This window comes from Stenomitos rutilans (assembly GCF_059505485.1).
This window is the reverse complement of sequence record NZ_JCACKR010000139.1, coordinates 89,825-108,574: the sequence shown is the minus strand read 5'-3', so window position 1 is coordinate 108,574 and position 18,750 is coordinate 89,825. Positions and strand designations below refer to the sequence as shown.

Here is an 18,750-nt window from a genome sequence, read left to right as displayed (position 1 = left end):
ACCTCCTTAACGATGGGGTAGAGAACGATGGTTTAACGCCTGAACGTTTCAATACATTCAGTGTAAAGAGCGTGGGCGAGTTTGCCCTATCTCTTAAGAATGATTAGCACGCTAAGGATTTTGTTGAGATCTGCGATCGCCATCACAGCGACATTCATCGATCATCGGCGCAACAAAATTTCCAGCGATCGCACGGTTGTCGTTGCCTGATTAACCATAAGCAGACGTAGATGAAATGGGTCTGCTTTCACTGGCAGCTTGTCGTTGTGGCATGCTAAAGCTGGGACAAAACCTTGTGGAAATGTCTTGTAGCGTTTCTCGATCCATCAGCCACAGTTGCATCTAAGACGGGTATCAGGTTTAGGATATGGAGTGTGGTAAAGGCAAAGAAAACTGGTTATAACTGTTGCTGAACTTGAACTGTTGCTGAACTTGTTGATCAATCGTCGCCAAAAAGCTGCTGTGAAAGGATTATCTGAAAAAGTTGTTGCTGGTGGGTTCACTTTGGCACTGCTGTTACTAGGCGGTGTTGGCGTTGAGTCCTATCTCAGTGTCAACAAACTGACCGAGAGTCAGCGATTGATTAACCACACGCACCATGTTTTAAACACCCTCAACCAAATTTCCAACAGCTTAGAAAATGCCGATCGCGGGCGACGGGCCTACTTTGCCGCAAAGGGTGAAGACGAATTGACCACCTGGCGTGCAGGCGTACAAACAACGAAACAAGCGATCGCCGATACCAGGCAACTCACAGCCGATAACCCAAAGCAGCAGCAGCGCTTAAACGAAGTCGAGCCACTCATCACCGAACGGTTAGCGTTGTTTCAGCGCTTCATCACACTGGTGCGCCAAAACAAGCTGGGACTGGTCGAACAGAATGCCATCCTTAAACAGAACCTCTTCTTGCAGCAGCAAATCCAACTAAAGCTGCAAGTGATGAAACAAACTGAACAAACGCTGTTTCAACAACGATCAGATGACATCGATCGCGTCGTGGCGCAGGCGATCATTGTGGCTGGCATCGGCTACGGCGCAAGCTTTTGCTTGCTAACCAGCATCTTTTTTCTACTTCAAAGAGAAATCCGCTCCCGTAAAGCGGCCGAAGTTGCGCTGCAGAAGCATGCCGAAGACGTTTACGACCTGTATAATCATGCACCCTGCGGCTATCACTCACTGGATGACACAGGCACCATTATTCGCATCAACGATACAGAGCTAGCGTGGCTAGGATATACCCGCGATGAGATCATTGGCAAGAAGGCGTTTAGCGAACTGACGACCGCTCAAAGTGCTTTAGTGTCTCAGGAAAAGTTTCCTCTTTTCAAAGAGCAGGGCTGGATCAATGATGTCGAATTTGAACTCGTTTGCAAAGATGGCACCATTTTGCCTGTCAGTCTGAGCGCAACAGCCATTAAAGATGCGGCGGGCAATTTTGTGATGAGCCGCTCGACGCTGTTTAATATCAGCGACCGGAAACGCAGCGAAGCCGAACGCAAGCAAACCCAAATCGCGCTGCAACAGGCAAACGAACAATTAGAAGCCAGAGTGCAGGCACGCACAGTCGAACTGTCCCAGGTAAATGCATTACTTCGTAGTGAACTGATCGAGCGCAAACAGGCGGAGCAGGCCTTATTAGAAAGCGAAAAGCAACTTCGCCTGATTACCGATGCCTTACCCGTACTCATCTCCTACGTTGATGCAGAACAGCGCTACCGCTTCAACAATCAAGCGTATGAGCAATGGTTTGGCTACGAGTGGGCAATGCTTCAGGGCCAGTACCTCAAGGATGTTTTAGGGGAAACGGCTTACCAGGCAATTAAACCCCACGTTGAGGCCGCGCTATCAGGGCAGCAAGTCAACTACGAAAGCTATGTGCCTTACAAAGAGGGTGGCAAGCGTTGGGTGAGTGCTGTTTACATTCCCGATTTTGGCGAAGGAACTGTAAAGGGTTATTTTGCGCTTATCAGTGACATTACTGATCGCAAACAAGCCGAAGCCGCACTACGTGATAGTGAGCAGCGCTTGAGCTTGGCCGTCGAAGGTTCAGGCATGGCGACGTGGGATATTGATTTAGCAACAGGGAAGGCGCTCTGGTCAACCCAACACTTCAAGCTGCTGGGGTATGAACCCGTGCCCAGTGGCGAGGCCACATTAGATATGTGGCGCAGTTGCGCGCATCCCGATGATCTAGAGTGGGTGTCGCTGGCAGCAGAACGAGCAATCCAAGACCGATCGCTCTATCGTTCCGAGCATCGCATTATTCGCGCTGATAACGGGCAGATCGTCTGGCTAGCAGCGTTTGGTCGGGCACTCTACAACGAGGCAGGACAGGCAGTTCGCTTTCTAGGCATCATTCTTAATATTACCGATCGCAAGCAGACAGAATTAGCTCTCCAGCAGGCTAAGGAAGGGCTAGAACTACAGGTGCAGGAGCGCACAACCGCGCTCAGACAAACGAATGACGACTTGCGACGATCAAATCAAGAGCTAGAACAGTTTGCCTATGTTGCTTCTCACGATTTACAAGAACCGTTGCGTGCCGTTATGGGCTACACCCAACTGCTAACTCAAGACTACCGCGATCGCTTAGACGAAACAGCCCTAAGCTACGGAACCTACATCGTTGAAGGCGCAGCGCGGATGCAGCAATTGATTCAGGATCTATTGCACTACTCGCGGGCAGGCACTCGTGACCTTGTTTTTGAACCCACAGATGGCAATGCAGTCTTAGAGCAAGTGCTCAACACCTTACACATTGCGATCGCTGAAAGCAACGCTACCATCACTTATGATCCTCTACCAACCGTACTTGCCGATAGAAGCCAATTAGCGCAACTCTTTCAAAACCTCATTGGCAACGCCATTAAATTCTGCCGCGAAGGGTCGCCTCAGGTACACATCAGCGCGAGGAGAGAGGAGAGAGGAGAGAGGAGAGAGGAGTCTGAGGAAGCAGGGGAAGAAATGCAAGATCTAGAACTCAAAACTCAAAACTCAAAACTCAAAACTCTCCTTGACATCCCATCCCTATTACCCGATACTCTCAACCCCGCATGGCTTTTCTCCGTCCGCGATCAGGGCATTGGCATCAAGCCGCGCTATCTAGAGCGTATTTTTGAAATCTTCAAACGGCTCCACACGCGTACTGAGTTCCCAGGGACAGGGATTGGGTTAGCCATCTGTAAAAAGATTGTCGATCGACATGGTGGGCAGATCTGGGCAATATCAGAATTGGGGAACGGCACCACTTTTTACTTTACAATTCCTTCTGCTGACGATTCAGACCCATGACCTTACAAACCTTAGACTCGATCGAGATTTTGCTGGTGGAAGATTCTCCCAGTGATGCTCATCTCACGATTAAAAGCTTTGAGCAAGCAAAAATTGCCAATACCCTGCATTGGGTTGAAGATGGCGAAACGGCAATGAATTATTTACGGCAGCAGGGCGATTATGCCCATGCGCTGCGTCCTGACCTGATTGTGCTGGATCTAAATTTGCCAGGGATGGATGGTCGTGAAGTGTTGGCAGAACTCAAAGCCGATGATGACCTCAAACGCATTCCGGTTGTGGTTCTCACCACTTCAAGCAGTGAGGAAGACATCCTGCGATCGTATAACCTGAACGCCAACTGCTACGTCACAAAACCGTTTGATGTACGGCAATTTATGCAAGTAGTGCAGCTAATCGGAGATTTTTGGCTGGCAGCCGTCAAATTACCGCGAGACTAGCCCGAAAGACGCTCTGAAGCAGAACTAAGATGGCCGTGAATTTACGGATGTCGCGTTAGCGTTATCAGGGCATCTTGAGGAAGCATGTCTAATGTCACACTGAGTAGGTCTCCGTCAATTTCTTGGTCTCTGCGGTAAGGCGGGGTGTTATGAATGAAATACCAAAGCATGTGTTGTTGGTAGAGGATAGTCCTACCGACGCTGCTTTATTACGCCGATCTTTTCTACACTTAGAACAAACGAATCATCAATCAAAGTGGCAGTTGACGCACGTTGAGCGGCTAAGCAGCGCGATCGAAGCGTGCTCTACTCAACCCATTGATATCGTCTTGCTGGATCTCCGCCTACCTGATTCAGACGAGGAGGAGACGCTACTAGAATTTCGTGTCAGCGTGCCCGATATCCCAGTTGTCGTGCTAACCATGATGGACGATGAAGCGCTGGCAATGCAGGCAATGGCAGGTGGAGCGCAAGATTATCTCGTGAAGGGTCAAATTACGCTGTCTCTCTTGGGGCGATCGCTGCGCTATGCCATTGAACGAGGAAATATTCTCAAGCGGCTTAAAACCAGCGAACAGAGCATGCTAAGAGCGCTAGAACAAGAGCAGGAACTGAATCTGCTGAAGTCAAGCTTCATTTCAATGGCATCGCATGAGTTTCGTACACCCATGACGATGATTCGCACGGCGGTAGAGCTGCTGCAAAACTTTCACCATGAATTAACCGAGACAAAACGGCAGGAGTATTTCGATCGCATCAAAACCGCCATTAAGCAAGTTATGCAATTGCTTGATGAAGTCTTATTACTGGGCAGCACCGAGACTGGATTGCATTACAAGCCAGAGTCAGTTGACTTAGTTGAGTTCTGCACTGAACTTACCGAAGAATTGCAGTTTAGCAATAGCGACAGTCATACAATCAAGTTTGACTGCCAGGGAAGCTGTTCACCCGCTGTAATGGATGCTGCATTACTAAGGCATATTTTTACTAATTTGCTTTCCAACGCCTTGAAGTACTCACCCCAAGGTGGTGAAGTCCAGTTCACACTCTGCTATCAGAATGCGAAAGCAAGGTTTTATATTCAAGATCAGGGCATTGGGATTCCTACCAAAGATCAACCTCACCTTTTTGAGACGTTTTATCGCTGTGCCAACGTCGGCAAAATTCAAGGCACTGGCTTGGGATTGGCGATCGTCAAAAAATGCGTCGAGCTACATCAGGGGCAAATTCAAGTTTGCAGCGAAGATGGTAAAGGCACAACCTTTACCGTCACGCTGCCCTTACAACCCGGATCGCGCGTTCTGCTTAAATAGACGGTTGGCGTTGAGAAGGAAGCAGGCGCGATCGAAACAACAGTTAATATGTCCTGCTAAAATCGCAACCCTACACCTGCTTGAAGTGATGCAGCTGTATTGCCCCCTTTGCGATAAGCGTCAAAGGCAATAACGGCATTTCCAAAAATCACCGCCTGACTGTTTGGTAAAACATAATCAATGCCTGGTTGAATCGCAAAGCCAGTTTTATTCCCCAATGGTGTCGTGCGATCGTCGTCCAGAGGCACGGCTGCGCCCACACCGAGATACACATCAGTGCGCCAGTTGATTGGGAGGTCATAAGAAATGGTAGGAACCAGCGTGGTGCGTTTACCAATCAATGCCTGTGCTCTAACCGAGACAGGCAGCTTGAGAAACTTATAGCGAGCCGCAATCACCCCTGACGTCCGCTCAGGCTCTCCTGGCTCACCGTGAGTCAAGCCAACAGCTACCCCAGCACCCACATAGCTTCCGTAGGCAGCCTGTGCCGTCGCAGACGATTGGACAGTCAATAGCATACCAACGGCAAGGGCAGCGCCACCCAAAAACATAGAGCCGCTCTGCCAGAGTTGTGTTGTCTGCCGACTGGAAACGGCGCGCTTGAGATGGTTCATGTAGTTACTCCTTAACACCCACTCAGCAAGGGCTTAGTTCAATGCTTAAATTTAGCCCAATTCTTGAAGATTGAAACACTTATTTAGGCAGTCACGGGATCAAGATTGCGTTTAGGATCAAGGACAATCACTCATGTTTTTAACGTTGGCTACTCTCGGTCAGCACAGCACAGCAAAAGAGGTGCTTGAATCTTCGCGATCGCCTATACTCAGCGTCACTGATGCCTGCGAGTAGAGCTGCAAAAGCTTTTCCTGATTACCCAACTTACTTTATTTGTTAGCGTGTCTGTATGTCAGAGCTTCTTCCTTCCGCCGATCGCTACAACCAATTGCTAGACCAGATTGTGCAAATGACCCTGAAGGGCAATATTCGCTCGAAGGAACAGGTCTATCAGTTGCTCGTTGAAGGGGTTATCCCTGGCACGGGTGAATTGTTTGAGCGCAGTCTGCAAACGCAGGTTGAAAGCGTTCAAGTGCAGGTTGCGACAGAAACCGATGAGCTGAAACAGGCAAAAGCATCCCGTCGCCGTCGAGCACTTCAAACGATTCAAGGCGAGTGGGAACGCTGGCAACAGCAGAACCAGGCAACCGAAGCGATCGCCAGTGTGATCCAATCCGTGATTGCAGCGGATGCAGCACAACGACTGACGGAGTTTTTGCGCGCGATCGATCCCAACCAGCCCCAGTGCTTAAGCAGCACGCAACTCAAACAACTTGCCACTGCACTTCAACAGCAGGGCGACGTGAGCGATACCGACACCCAGCAAGAGCTGTACCAGTTAGCCGCAGGCATTCGTCAAGGACTTGAGTCATGGGACAGAGTGCAAAGCCACCTTGTCAGTTGGATCTACGATCAGGGTCAGGCCCTTGGGTTTGCAGGTACGCCTGGACAGAGCAGTCCCTGGGCCGTGTGGTCAAAGCAGCTAACCAATCCTTTACTCATTCAGTTGTTTCGGGCACTGTCGCTGAATGAGTCTGTCAGTGAGTTTGCCGCTCGTCTTGCTAACTTAGACACGCGTACCTGGATTGAATTAGTCATTCTCTTACAGTACCTACAGCAAGGACTTATCGCCTGGTTCGATCGGCTGGTGTACGATGCGAAAGTCGGTGCAAAGCTATCGATTTCTACGTTTCTAGCTTTCTCAATCATCTGGTCTCAACTGGCGCGAGGGTTTGCTCAGGCAACGGCATTGAACTCACTCCATCGCACCCAACTTTCAGAGGGGGCATTTCAAGTGACTCTGCAAATTTTGCGATCGTTTGCTCAGCGCCCATATTTTCCCCTTTATGGCGGCGTTTTTGCTTCGTTTCCAGGGAGCCAACTGCGGAGCATCGTGAACTACCTGAATGAACCACTGAAGCGTGTTGAAGGTACCCAGGAAAAAGCACGCATCTTAACGTTGATTGGCTCCTCAGAACGGGCACAAGGATTGCTCGATCGAGCCAAAGAATTTCACGATATTGCCAGAGAGATTGCAGCCGAAGCAGGCGATCGTCCCTGTGAGATTGCCAACCTCAACCATCTCAGCCGGACTTGTGTGGCTCAGAAACGCTACAGCGAAGCCATTAATTACAGCCAAAGAGCGCTGATTTTGAGCCGTCAGTCGGGCGATCGCTTGGGGGAGGCCAATGCTCTGGTAAACCTGGGCTACAGCGAAGTGCTGCAAGCGCAACAGGTGGAGCAAGCCGAACCAGAAGTCTACGAAACGGCCATTAACTACTTACAGCAAGGCTTGAAGCTGGCGGAACAGTTGGGCGATCGTCAAAGCCAAGCATTCGCCTTTAACAGCCTGGGCATTGCGCATGTCGTGTTAGAGCAACCCAAAGCCGCGGTCGAGCATTTATTAGAGGGACTCAAAGCCGCTCAGGTTTCGGGGGATTTATACTTGCAAGGGCAGAACCTCGCGTACTTAGCAGAAGCCTACTACCGCTTACAAGATAGTAACAGAGCCATCTACACAGGTTGCCTGGGTATGTACTTCCTCGAAAGCATCGCCTCGCGTGAGTGGCGGCAACCCGCAGGACTGTTGACCATTCTCAAAGGACAGCTTGGTGAGACATTCGCGACGATCTTAGCCCAGCTTCGCCCTGAACTGATTCCGACGATTGGCGTTGACGGCTATGATCATCTGCCCGTTTTGCTTGAGCAGTATCGGCAGCTTGAATAGGGAGTGCCATCTCACACGTGCCACTCCACAAACAGGTACATTTGCTGATTGATTACTTTTGTCACTTGTAATACTGAATATATTCATGTGTTTCAGGTGTTGGTGGAGATGAGTCAAATGAACGCCTTTCAACGCTGGTTAGTGATTCCAATGGCAACTGCGATCGCCTGGGGAACCGCTTCAACCGCTCTCAGTCAGTCCGTTGCGATCACGCCCAACTCACAAACGATTCAACTGAGTGGAACATCCGGTGGCAGCAAGCGCGATGCCAAAGGGTGCGCTGGCTCCATTGCTGCGACTCCCAACCACGTCATTCAGATTACGGACGATGCCAACTTGCAATTTACAGTGCAATCCTCTGGTGAGCCCACTCTGCTGATCCGCAGCGGTTCTGGGCAAGATTTTTGTGTGCCAGCCGATGAGTACTCGAATGGCAAAATTACAATTCCCGGACGGTGGAGCAAAGGTACCTACTCGGTGTACGTGGGCGATCGGGCCAAAGGTCAACATCCCTATACACTTTCTGTTTCTCGCAGCTAGAGTGCGAGAAACAGAAAGTGTTGGCATGCTATTAGTGGTTTAAAGACAATCAGCAAAGAGGGGGACGCTGCATGCAGCGTCCCCCTCTTTAATTTTATGCAGAATACTTCTTAAATACGATCTTCACCCCTGACATAAGCGCCCTTGGTAGGCTAGTCATCAAACGTCTGGGCGGACACCTCGACGGCACTGACATCGATCGTTCCAGGCGGAGTAAAACGGCTAAAGTGTCCGTTCTCAACCTTCAACGGCTCACTACAGCTAGGGCAGACAAACTCTGTCTGGTTCAGGCTGAAAAATTCATGGTGACATACAGGACAATCTGACTGAATGAGATTACGTTTTAACCACCAACGAAACCCAAAAAAGGCGATCACAGGTGTAATGATAATCAAACCAACCAGAATCAAAAATGATTTGACCAACCAGCCAAGGCCGATCGCGCCTAATAGCCAGATGATGGCAAACGGCAACAGCCAGCGACTGACCTCAGCGAAGCCGCTTTGAAAATGCTTAAAACTATCCTGGTTCACGGCAGTCTCCTGCACAACGTCGTCTCGAATACTCCTATCCTACTGAGAAATTGCCCCGGTGCCTAAGAGAAATTCCCTACCTGTTTGGGTAGAGATCCCTACTATTTAGGACTTATGCAAACCTCGGAGGTTTCAACCAAGCATCAGATATTGTAACTAAACATAGTCGCTTAAACCTCCGAGGCTTTGGTCAGAATGCGTAAGTTCCGCGCTACAAAATAACACCCATCGAACTCTCCCATAGCAAGCTGCCATTAAGAGAACCCAACAGGTGTTGATACAAACGAGTCTCTATTAGTCCAGAAACGGATGATCTAGAACAAACCAAGCGTCAGAGACTTGTCAATAGGGAAGGCCGCGCCAATACCAAGCCAGAGCGTCACCAGTGTTCCAACCAAAAACACGGTTGTTGCAACGGGACGGCGGAACGGATTCTGAAACTTGTTTACGCTCTCGATGAAAGGAATGACAATCAAGCCCAATGGTACCGAAGCCATTGCTACTACACCCAACAGCTTGTTAGGGACAGTCCGCAAGATTTGGAACACCGGGTAAAGATACCATTCCGGCAAAATTTCTAGCGGGGTTGCAAAGGGATCAGCAGGTTCGCCAATCGTTGCCGGATCGAGCACTGCGAGACCCACGTTAAGCGCGATCGTTCCCAGAATCACCACTGGAAAGATATAGAGCAAATCGTTAGGCCATGCAGGCTCACCATAATAATTGTGACCCATACCCTTGGCAAGCTTGGCACGCAACTGAGGATCGGATAGATCCGGTTTTTTAACCGTTGCCATAGTAAAATCGCTCTCCTATTTGTTCTGAAGTCGGCAGGGGGTGCAAGCAGTGAAGTCTGAGCAAAGTAGTTTCCACTATATAAGGTCTGATCCGAAATAAGCACCTATCCCGGATCGTCGTCAGAAAACCCTTACAACGGGCCAGAAATACCTTGCTTGCGAATCATCAAAAAGTGCAGCAGCATGAAGACTGCAATCAACCAGGGCAGGACGAACGTGTGAGCGCTGTAATAACGGGTTAGAGTTGCCTGACCAACGCTAGAACCGCCCCGTAGCAAATCAGAAATGAGTACGCCAACCACTGGAATGGCTTCGGGTACGCCAGACACAATCTTGACTGCCCAATAACCAATCTGATCCCAGGGCAGTGAGTAACCTGTCACCCCAAAAGAGACCGTGATGACGGCAAGGATAACGCCTGTAACCCAGGTCAATTCACGGGGCTTTTTAAAGCCACCCGTCAAATAAACCCGGAACACATGCAGAATCATCATGAGCACCATCATGCTGGCAGACCAGCGGTGAATAGAGCGAATGAGCCAGCCAAAGCTAACTTCGTTCATGATGTACTGAACGGATTCAAACGCTTCTGCCACAGTGGGCCTGTAGTAAAAGGTCATCGCAAACCCAGTAGCGAACTGGATGAGGAAGCAAACTAACGTAATGCCGCCTAGACAGTAAAAAATGTTTACGTGGGGAGGGACGTACTTGCTAGAAATATCGTCGGCGAGTGCCTGAACCTCTAACCGCTCCTCGAACCATTGGTATGCTTTCGAGTCGGTTACCTGCTTAGTGAACATGAAGCAAGAATTCCTAAAAGATGTATTGCTGTTCCTAAAGAATGTAACACAGACACAGGCTGCTTTTCATGCGAAAAACGAATCATTATGATGGCTCGATCGTCTAGTAGCACAGGGGTCTTCTCGCGTTTGCCATCCGGCGCGACTGAGGCTGGCAATCCTTAAGGTCAGATAAAGTTTTCTAAAGCCGATGGTCTGCCTAATGGTGCGATCGCACGGTAGCTAGTAGCAGACTTTCTCTGACTGACGTTAAGATTAGTCACTATGAGCAAAAATCACTCCTGGGCTAGACGGCTTATCGCTGTTCTGTTAACGGTTTTGATCACGTTGGGTTGGGCCGTGCCGCAAGCGCAGGCACTAACGGATGAGCAAAAGCTGCTGGCAGAAGTTTGGCGATTGGTTGATCGTGCTTATGTAGACGACACGTTTAACCATCAAAACTGGTGGCTGGTGCGCCAGAAAGCGTTTAAGCAGCCGTTGGGCGATCGTGAGCAGACCTATGCAGCCATTCAACAAATGCTGACAAGTTTGGATGACCCGTTTACGCGGTTACTCAAACCTGTGCAATACCGAAGTTTACAGACCAACACCTCTGGCGAACTAACTGGCGTTGGATTGCAAATTGCGTCGGATGCCGAGACAGGCAAGTTACGCGTGATTGCACCCATTGCAGGCTCACCTGCCGATCGCGCAGGAGTCAAGCCAGCCGACACTATTGTGAAAATTGACGGAGTGCCCACAGCGACTCTGACACTTGATGAAGCAGCCGCAAGGATGCGGGGCATCATTGGTAGCCAGGTGACGCTGACGATTCAACGCGAAAGCGAGGCACCGATTGAACTGAACGTGGTGCGCGCTCGCATTGAATTGAATCCAGTCTATGCCGAATTGCGATCGCAGCCTCCTTCGGCAAACAAGGATACTCCTGCCAACGTTGGCTATATTCGCTTGAGCCAATTTAATGCGAATGCCACGGTTGAACTTGCTCACGCCATCGAACGTCTGGAAAAGCAAGGGGCAGATTCATACATTTTGGACTTGCGGAATAATCCGGGTGGGTTGCTGCAAGCAGGCATTGAGATCGCTCGTCTCTGGCTCAACAAAGGCACGATCGTCTACACCGTGAATCGACAAGGCATTCAAGGCAGTTTTGAGGCCACAGAGCAAGCTTTGACAAGCGATCCCCTGGTGGTGCTGGTCAACCAGGGCACAGCCAGCGCCAGTGAAATCCTCGCCGGAGCTTTGAAGGATAATGGTCGCGCTACGATTTTGGGCGAAAAGACCTTTGGCAAAGGCTTGATTCAATCCCTCTTCGATTTATCCGATGGGTCGGGATTGGCTGTGACAGTCGCAAAGTATGAAACGCCTGCTCACATTGATATCAATAAACTTGGCATTAAGCCAGATGTGACCGTGCCACTTGATCCCATTACAGGTGCACAAGTAGCAACACCCGACGATCGCCAGTATCAAACCGCTGTAGAGCTGTTGACTACCCATTCCATGATTGCTGGGGCTGCCTGATGCCAGGGCTGCCTGCCGAGCGCACCTATCACGACCCGCTGCATGGCGCGATCGCGCTGGATGGCAGCGATCCCACTGAAGCGTTACTCATTCGGTTAATTGATACACCTGCCTTTCAGCGGCTGCGGCGGGTACGGCAGTTGGGGCCAGCCAGCCTTACCTTTCATGGTGCTGAGAGTTCACGGTTCACGCATTCAATTGGGGTACTGGCGATCGCACGTCGAGCCTTCGATCGTTTAGCCAAATCCTATCCCCAGCTTCAGCCCTACCGTGCGGTTGTGCTTTGCGCGGCTTTACTGCATGACATTGGGCACGGGCCGTTTAGCCACACTGGAGAAGACGTTTTTGGCAGCAACCATGAGCACTGGACGGGTCGCATTTTGCAGGAGTCGCAACCCATTCGAGACGCGTTGGATGCCCTTGATCCCACGCTGCTAGGGCAAATACTTCAGGTCTACGTGAAAAAGCATCCCATCCCGCTGGTCTGGCAACTGGTATCAAGCCAATTGGACTGCGATCGCCTCGATTACCTGATGCGCGATAGCTACTTTACCGGAGCCTCCTACGGCAGAATCGATTTAGATCGGATTCTCATGGCGATGCGCTACGACCCAGTGACGCAGCAGCTTGTGGTCGCACGGAAAGGCATGACTGCTGTTGAGCATTACTTAATCGTGCGCTACTTCATGTATGCCCAGGTATACAACCATCCCAAAAACATTGCTGCCTGTTGGGTGTTGCAGCAAGCGTTTGTGCGTGCTCGTGAGTTGTTGCAGCAAGGCTGGCTAGAGGTCGATGATACCGTCAAGGCATGGCTCTCTGGAGACTGTCCACGCCTGCCCTTGCAGCAGTATCTCGCGGCGGACGATGGTGTTTTTACCTATCACCTGCAACGCTGGCAAACCAGTGACGATCCGCTTTTGGCTGATCTGTGCCGACGGTTTATCGATCGTGATTTACCCAAGGCACTGGATGTCACGCATCTCGCTCAGGAGGAGCGTCAAGCCCTGTTACAGTCTGTCTATCAACGGCTCACACCGAGCAACGCGACCTATTATGTCGGTTTGCAAGTATCTCTGAGCCGTGGCTATACCCTTTATCAGCGTGGAATCAGGTGTCAAACTACCCAGGGATTGCAGGAATTAAGCGAATTGTCTCCCCTGGTGCAAACGTTAACCACTCCTTATGAGCGAGCATGGCTGATCTACCCACGCGCGATCGAGCCTGCCCTGTCTGCGCTATTGAAAGCACCCTGAGGCGACAGAAGCGATCGCAAACGTGTGCCGTTCAGCTAACTGTCGGATGACTTCTTGAGTGTTACTCGTTACGCTTAAGCAAATATACGTCATCATTCGAGGTGTTTTAGTACGCAAAGGTTACGATGCAAAAGTTCCTGACACGTAGCAGTAAGTGTTTGCCCTTTAGAACGCGAACGTATGAGCTATAGCAGTCCTAAATCATTTGTGAGATTGAGAGGCTTTGTGAGAAAGGATTCCAGTGGAATCCTTTCTCACAATCCAAACAGGATCGCTATAGATGCCAAACCGATGTTTGATTCAAGCCTTGCTTTTTTACATTTAGAGTCCAGTGATCTGTCGTATTGTTTGCTGTAGCTGTATTGTTTGTTGTAATTGATATGACATCTATCGCATTCTTGAAGCAACTGTAAAACGAAGAGGCTTTGAAGAAGGATTCGTTCAGAAGCTTTTTCACCAGCCAAATAGGATTGCTACATTGCTGGAACCTTGGACTGAAGCAAGTTGTTGAGGATCTGGCTTGATGTAAACAAGCCCGTTTGCAGATGTTTGCTCTCTACTTCTGGTGACATGCAAATTCCGCCAGCCCACGCGATGCAGCAACAGCCTTTTACTCTAGCGTCTGATGCAACGGTGTTAGAGGCGATTCAAGGCATGAGTCAACGTCAGACTGACTGCGTGCTAGTGCTGGAGCAACAGCAATTAGTTGGTCTTTGCACCGCGCGTGACTGCCTGAAAGCGATCGCGGTAGGCATGAACCCAACGCTGACACCTGTTGCAGCCGTGATGACGCGATCGCCCATCACCCTCAACCCTTCTGACGCATCGGATATCGCCTGGCAGATGATGCAACAGCATAACGTGCAGCACCTGCCAGTTGTGCATCAGGAACGACACGTTTTAGGCGTGGTGACAGAGCATAGTTTGCTTCAAGCACTTGATCCATCTGTTTGGCGCAAGCAGTCTACCGAACTGTTACGGGGTAGGCATGTGATTGAGGCTCAACATGAGATGGATTCCTACTTCTATGACCAGCTTCGAGTCCAGGCACAACGGGAGCAAGCTTTGAATCGCGTGATTCAAGTGATTCGGAACTCACTGGACTTGAACACGATCTTTGCCACAGCTACGACAGAAATTGCTCAACTGCTTCAGGCCGATCGAGCCGACATCATTCAATATTTGGCAGAGCGCCCTGTTTGGAAGGTGGTATCAGACAGCCATTACAACCAGCAGCTTCACAATATTGCAGGAATGGAGTTTGCGGATGACCCTAATGAGCCGATCGCCCAGCTAAAGCGCCTGGAAGTGGTGCAGTTAGAAGATGTGGCCCAACATCCCGACGCTACTGTGAGCCAATATGCCCAACTCTTACCAGGTACCTGGCTACTGGTGCCACTTCATTTTGATGCTCGGCTTTGGGGGTGTCTGGCACTCATTCGAGATCAATACCGACGCTGGCAAGACTCGGAAGTGGAGCTTGCCTGTGCAGTAGTGGATCAATTAGCGATTGCTATTCAGCAATCGCAACTGTATCAGCAAGTGCGTCAACTAAATGAGACTCTGGAGATTCAGGTTCAGGAACGCACCATTCAACTTCGCAAGGCGCTCGACTACGAAGCCCTGCTGAAACGGATCACCGATCGCATGCGCGATAGTCTGGATGAGCGTCACATTCTGCAAACAACCGTGCAGGAATTAGCCGCTGAGTTGAATGTTTTGTGTTGCGATACAGGACTTTACGATCCGGTACACAACGCCATCACGATTTGCTACGAGGCGATTCGATCGGATACGTTTGAAACGGCCAAAGGGGCTGTGATTCCTATACCAGACCTAGCAGATGTGGGTCAGGAAATACTAGAGGGGCGATGGGTACAGTTTTGTGTGCTTCGTACCCCTTTAGAAGCCTTTCGCAAAGTCAGCCACCAATATGCCATTCTGAGTTGCCCTCTTATCGACGGCCAGGGCATTTTGGGGGACATGTGGCTTTTTCGACCGCGTGAGCAGTTTTTTAGCGAATCAGAAGTGCGTTTGGTGCAGCAAGTTGCAAACCAGTGCGCGATCGCCCTCCGCCAGTCACGTCTGTACCGAGAAATTCAAGCCCAGGTGAGCGGCCTGGAGCAATTGAACTACCTTAAAGATGATTTCCTCAGTTCGGTATCTCATGAACTAAGAACACCGATGGCAAATATCAAAATGGCGACTCAAATGCTGGAGATCATCTTCAAGCAGACAGGACTCTTTAACCACGAGTCAAGCCGCATTCCCCAGTACTTTAAAGTCTTGCAGGATGAGTGTCAGCGCGAAATCAATCTGATTAACGACTTGTTAGATCTTTCTCTCGTCGAATCTGGTGCGGATACCTTAACGCTAACGACTCAACCGTTACAGCACTGGATTCCGCGTGTGGTGGCTCCGTTGGTCGATCGTGCCAAAAGTCAGCAGCAACACCTTCTGATTGATGTACCGGCTGATCTGCCATTCTTGACCACTGATTTTGCCTGCTTGGAGCGCATTGTGACTGAACTTTTGCAAAATGCGCTCAAATACACACCTTCTGGTGAAACCATCCATGTGTTAGCTAAGACCACAGCGGATACAATCCAGCTTCACGTCAGCAATACGGGCACTGAGATTGCCGAGAGCGAACTCGATCGTATCTTTGACAAGTTTTACCGCATTCCCAACAGCGACCCCTGGAAGCATGGCGGTACTGGCTTAGGCTTGGCCTTAGTTAACCGATTGATCGAACACTTGGGAGCTAGCATCCACGTTGAAAGTGCCAATCAGCAAACAACCTTTATCATCACGTTTGCGACATCAGCACCAGCAGCGCCTCAACGCCCCTCGCCACAGAAGCACAGCTAACTCTCAGCACTAAAAATTAACCACAGCCTCTGCAACCTGCCGCGAGATGAACGGTAGAATGGCCTCATTCTGGCTGTGGGCCGTGCCTTCTGTAAAGATGACGAGCAGATAAGGTGCCGCATTGGGCAGCTCAATATACGCGGCATCGTGACGCACACGGCTCATCAATCCGGCCTTTGACCAAAGATGAGCTTTCAATGGCAGTCCTGCACCCAAAAAGCCTGTCACTTGATTTTCGGGGTCAGCCGCCAGATCCGCCGGATTCAGCGATCGCTTTAACAACTGCATCATGGACTGCGATCGGGTCGCTGAGATCGCAACACCCCCCACAATGCTGTGCAGCAAGCGTGCGGTAGCGGTTGTTGTTAACCTATTGCGGTTATCCATCAGCTCGCCCAAAAACGCTCGTTCCCGCCCATAGGCACCGTCGCACCACGTTTTCTGGTTCACGTTAATGGTTTCCAGTTCTGTCCAGGCGAGCGATTGAAAGTAGCGATTGACCAGATTACGCTGCTGTTTCCAGGTTTCAAAGGGAGCGGCAGGCAACTCAGGACCACTGGTGGTTCCGGTTAGAACGTCTACAACCAGGCTCGTGGCGTCGTTGCTGGAGTCCACAATCATATCTTTGACCGCCCGTTCCACTTCTGCTGAAGGCTGCGTCATCCCTTGCTCTAACCATTCGTGGATTGCCACCAGGTAAAACAATTTGACCACGCTAGCAGGATAGATACTCTCAACGCCGCGATAGCTAAAACCATGGGGAGCATATTGCCAGAATGCCTCAGCGCTTAAAGCCCCACCCGTATTCATGGGCGAAGGCGGATCGTAGACCAACCAGGTCATCGCTAACTGGTTACGGGCTAACCCTGGAAACGCCGCCCACGTAGCTTCCAGGATGCGATCGCCCACCGCTTCCAGTGGCTCATCTTTGTGGAAAAACATACTCATCTCACTTCACGCTCTCATAAAGTAGCGGTACTCATCTTCACCTGTCACCACAAAACCAAGACGTTCATACAGTGCTTTCGCGGGATTAATTTTCAACACATGCAGTGTGACAGGTACGCCTTTTTCAAAGGCTTGAGCCTGTAATTGACGCACAAGTTGAGTGCCCAACCCCTGCCGCTGATGGGTTGGCAGAATGGCGATGTATTGGAGAAGAAGCGCCTCTCCCTCGTCAACAACCGAGATAACACCGATCGCGACTCCTCCATCGCACACCACGTCATAGGGAAAGGCGTGAAAGTCTTCGTGCAATTCTTGCCTCTGGCGGACTTCATCCCAACTCCAGTTCTGCTCAACGTAGCTCCGAAAGGTTTGCCGATGGAGATCCACTAAAAAATTAAAGTCGGCTTCTGATGCAGATCGAGTTTCGATCGCCTTCATTCCTTGACTCCAGCCGCTTGTAATCGTTGGATGAAAGGCACGATCGCCTCGACAAATGCGGCAGTTGATTCATAGGGCAACACGTTGCGTCCCGGCAGCTTCACGCCTTCGCTGTGAGGTAAGTGAGCGAGATAATCTTGCAGCCGTTCGTCTGGCGTTTCTGACTTGCCTTTGCGGCTGATGCTAGACGCTTGCTCACCCATTGCGATCAAGGTTGGCTGGGCGATTGCCTTCAGTTTGCTCGTATAGTCCTGCCGCCAGAAACCTGCCAAGAACGAGAATACAGCATGACGGCTATCCAGATCAGCCGACCCTTGCCTGAGCATGGCTAGCCACTCTGCATCCACACCAGCAGCCGTGGCAAAAAGTTGCCGGGTGGAGAAAGAGTGTAGGAATTGCGATCGTCGCGCGTAGCGGTAGAAGCCATTGCCCAAAGGCGAATCGAATAGATTCCAGCTAACCCGCTGTTGCCAGGTCGGCGTTGTGTTAGCAATCAAGGTGCGGGCAGGTGGGCCACTCATCACCAGTCCTCGAATGAGATCCGGCTGTAGATGCACAAGCTCGATCGCCACAGGTAGCAATGCTCCTTGCACCACCACGACAACGGGTGTTTGAATCACCGTTTGCAAGAAATACTGAAGCTGCTTTGCCCAATCTGAGGGGTAGTAGGCGATCGACGGCATGGCGCTTTCACCACACCCCAGCAGATCAGGGTTGTAGATCGGATTTTGCTGCCCGGTGCGAGACCACTCATCGCAGAACCGTTGCCAAAAGGTACGTGATAACCCCACCCCGATCGGGTGGATGAGCAAAAGCGGTAAACCATGAGCAGAACCATTTGGGGCAAGGCGATCGTAGGCGCAGCGGTAGTTCTGCCACGTATAAAACGGCGTCGTTTCGCCCATTGGATGTGTGGTTGAAGGTTGAGCTTGCATGCCTACTAGGATGCAACATTTTGGTGCGCTTTACCGCTGCACGATAAGAACAACCGTGATCTACTGCTCTGTTTCTCCGTAAGTACTGAATTCGGAGCGAGGACAGATTAGCCAAAACTTCACATCAGCACCTTATCTTATCAAGCAGGCATCAAATCTTGCCATCAAGCGCCCTGACGCATTTGGCTCTTTCAGTAGAAAAGTTAACATCTGTCTAATACCCTTCCTTAAATCTACTGTTCATTCACATCTCCGCGAAGTACCCATCTTCCTTTAAACAGC

General features: G+C 50.4%; 15 protein-coding genes. 8 read left to right on the top strand and 7 right to left on the bottom strand.

Annotated features, from left to right (window positions below; all coding sequences use genetic code 11):
- The first annotated feature begins 462 nt into the window (after positions 1–462).
- From AC5JLP_RS29020 to AC5JLP_RS29010, 3 genes are all read left to right on the top strand, one after another.
- Positions 463–3,291, top strand: a complete 2,829-nt coding sequence (locus AC5JLP_RS29020; RefSeq protein ID WP_496071330.1) for a PAS domain S-box protein — start codon at positions 463–465, stop codon at positions 3,289–3,291.
- The gene (locus tag AC5JLP_RS29015) at positions 3,288–3,731 is read left to right on the top strand and encodes a response regulator (RefSeq protein ID WP_496071329.1); all 444 of its coding nucleotides are present in this window, start codon (positions 3,288–3,290) and stop codon (positions 3,729–3,731) included. Before AC5JLP_RS29020 ends, AC5JLP_RS29015 begins: the two co-directional genes overlap by 4 nt.
- 149 nt (positions 3,732–3,880) lie before the next feature.
- Positions 3,881–5,044, top strand: coding sequence for a sensor histidine kinase (locus tag AC5JLP_RS29010; protein WP_496071328.1), 1,164 nt, complete (start codon positions 3,881–3,883; stop codon positions 5,042–5,044).
- A gap of 56 nt (positions 5,045–5,100) precedes the next feature.
- On the opposite strand, the gene AC5JLP_RS29005 is transcribed toward AC5JLP_RS29010, so the two are convergent.
- On the bottom strand, positions 5,101–5,658 hold the full coding sequence (locus AC5JLP_RS29005; protein WP_496071327.1) for a hypothetical protein: 558 nt from the start codon (positions 5,656–5,658) through the stop codon (positions 5,101–5,103).
- 290 nt (positions 5,659–5,948) lie between these two features.
- On the opposite strand from AC5JLP_RS29005, the gene AC5JLP_RS29000 reads away from it, so the two are divergent.
- Together AC5JLP_RS29000 and AC5JLP_RS28995 are read left to right on the top strand one after the other, a co-directional pair.
- Complete coding sequence (locus AC5JLP_RS29000; RefSeq protein ID WP_496071326.1) at positions 5,949–7,826, top strand: tetratricopeptide repeat protein; 1,878 nt, start codon at positions 5,949–5,951, stop codon at positions 7,824–7,826.
- Positions 7,827–7,943: 117 nt separating this feature from the next.
- Positions 7,944–8,366, top strand: a complete 423-nt coding sequence (locus AC5JLP_RS28995; protein WP_496071325.1) for a hypothetical protein — start codon at positions 7,944–7,946, stop codon at positions 8,364–8,366.
- 152 nt (positions 8,367–8,518) lie between these two features.
- On the opposite strand, the gene AC5JLP_RS28990 is transcribed toward AC5JLP_RS28995, so the two are convergent.
- From AC5JLP_RS28990 to petB, 3 genes are all read right to left on the bottom strand, one after another.
- Positions 8,519–8,899: a hypothetical protein gene (locus AC5JLP_RS28990; protein WP_496071324.1), complete on the bottom strand. Its 381-nt coding sequence runs from the start codon at positions 8,897–8,899 to the stop codon at positions 8,519–8,521.
- A 314-nt stretch (positions 8,900–9,213) separates the two neighbouring features.
- A complete protein-coding gene (gene petD / locus AC5JLP_RS28985) occupies positions 9,214–9,696 on the bottom strand; it encodes a cytochrome b6-f complex subunit IV (protein ID WP_496071323.1) in 483 nt (160 codons plus the stop codon).
- A gap of 131 nt (positions 9,697–9,827) precedes the next feature.
- On the bottom strand, positions 9,828–10,496 hold the full coding sequence (gene petB / locus AC5JLP_RS28980) for a cytochrome b6 (protein ID WP_496071322.1): 669 nt from the start codon (positions 10,494–10,496) through the stop codon (positions 9,828–9,830).
- Positions 10,497–10,760: 264 nt separating this feature from the next.
- Here petB and ctpA point away from each other — a divergent pair, with 264 nt between their 5' ends.
- The 3 genes from ctpA (at position 10,761) to AC5JLP_RS28965 (ending at position 16,147) form a co-directional block, all read left to right on the top strand.
- Positions 10,761–12,020, top strand: coding sequence for a carboxyl-terminal processing protease CtpA (gene ctpA / locus AC5JLP_RS28975; RefSeq protein WP_496071321.1), 1,260 nt, complete (start codon positions 10,761–10,763; stop codon positions 12,018–12,020).
- Positions 12,020–13,276, top strand: a complete 1,257-nt coding sequence (locus AC5JLP_RS28970; protein WP_496071320.1) for an HD domain-containing protein — start codon at positions 12,020–12,022, stop codon at positions 13,274–13,276. The genes ctpA and AC5JLP_RS28970 overlap by 1 nt, the downstream gene beginning before the upstream one ends.
- A 570-nt stretch (positions 13,277–13,846) precedes the next feature.
- Positions 13,847–16,147: a GAF domain-containing protein gene (locus AC5JLP_RS28965; RefSeq protein WP_496071319.1), complete on the top strand. Its 2,301-nt coding sequence runs from the start codon at positions 13,847–13,849 to the stop codon at positions 16,145–16,147.
- Positions 16,148–16,156: 9 nt separating this feature from the next.
- Here the strand turns inward: AC5JLP_RS28965 and AC5JLP_RS28960 are convergent, their stop codons facing one another.
- Genes AC5JLP_RS28960 through AC5JLP_RS28950 form a run of 3 tightly spaced genes read right to left on the bottom strand, consistent with a single transcriptional unit; the run spans position 16,157 to position 18,468 of the window.
- Entirely contained in the window at positions 16,157–17,089 is a 933-nt protein-coding gene (locus tag AC5JLP_RS28960; RefSeq protein WP_496071318.1) for a serine hydrolase, read from the bottom strand.
- Positions 17,090–17,101: 12 nt separating this feature from the next.
- Positions 17,102–17,533, bottom strand: a complete 432-nt coding sequence (locus AC5JLP_RS28955) for a GNAT family N-acetyltransferase (protein ID WP_496071317.1) — start codon at positions 17,531–17,533, stop codon at positions 17,102–17,104.
- Positions 17,530–18,468 (bottom strand): alpha/beta fold hydrolase, encoded by a 939-nt coding sequence (locus AC5JLP_RS28950; protein ID WP_496071316.1) that lies wholly within the window; start codon positions 18,466–18,468, stop codon positions 17,530–17,532. The genes AC5JLP_RS28955 and AC5JLP_RS28950 overlap by 4 nt, the downstream gene beginning before the upstream one ends.
- Positions 18,469–18,750: the final 282 nt, after the last annotated feature.

Bases quoted from the DNA above. Each gene is read 5' to 3' on its own strand.
- AC5JLP_RS29015 (WP_496071329.1), top strand. From the start codon at position 3,288: ATGACCTTACAAACCTTAGACTCGATCGAGATTTTGCTGGTGGAAGAT.
- AC5JLP_RS29010 (WP_496071328.1), top strand. From the start codon at position 3,881: ATGAATGAAATACCAAAGCATGTGTTGTTGGTAGAGGATAGTCCTACC.
- AC5JLP_RS29005 (WP_496071327.1), bottom strand. From the start codon at position 5,658: ATGAACCATCTCAAGCGCGCCGTTTCCAGTCGGCAGACAACACAACTC.
- AC5JLP_RS29000 (WP_496071326.1), top strand. From the start codon at position 5,949: ATGTCAGAGCTTCTTCCTTCCGCCGATCGCTACAACCAATTGCTAGAC.
- AC5JLP_RS28995 (WP_496071325.1), top strand. From the start codon at position 7,944: ATGAACGCCTTTCAACGCTGGTTAGTGATTCCAATGGCAACTGCGATC.
- petD (WP_496071323.1), bottom strand. From the start codon at position 9,696: ATGGCAACGGTTAAAAAACCGGATCTATCCGATCCTCAGTTGCGTGCC.
- petB (WP_496071322.1), bottom strand. From the start codon at position 10,496: ATGTTCACTAAGCAGGTAACCGACTCGAAAGCATACCAATGGTTCGAG.
- ctpA (WP_496071321.1), top strand. From the start codon at position 10,761: ATGAGCAAAAATCACTCCTGGGCTAGACGGCTTATCGCTGTTCTGTTA.
- AC5JLP_RS28970 (WP_496071320.1), top strand. From the start codon at position 12,020: ATGCCAGGGCTGCCTGCCGAGCGCACCTATCACGACCCGCTGCATGGC.
- AC5JLP_RS28965 (WP_496071319.1), top strand. From the start codon at position 13,847: ATGCAAATTCCGCCAGCCCACGCGATGCAGCAACAGCCTTTTACTCTA.
- AC5JLP_RS28960 (WP_496071318.1), bottom strand. From the start codon at position 17,089: ATGTTTTTCCACAAAGATGAGCCACTGGAAGCGGTGGGCGATCGCATC.
- AC5JLP_RS28955 (WP_496071317.1), bottom strand. From the start codon at position 17,533: ATGAAGGCGATCGAAACTCGATCTGCATCAGAAGCCGACTTTAATTTT.
- AC5JLP_RS28950 (WP_496071316.1), bottom strand. From the start codon at position 18,468: ATGCAAGCTCAACCTTCAACCACACATCCAATGGGCGAAACGACGCCG.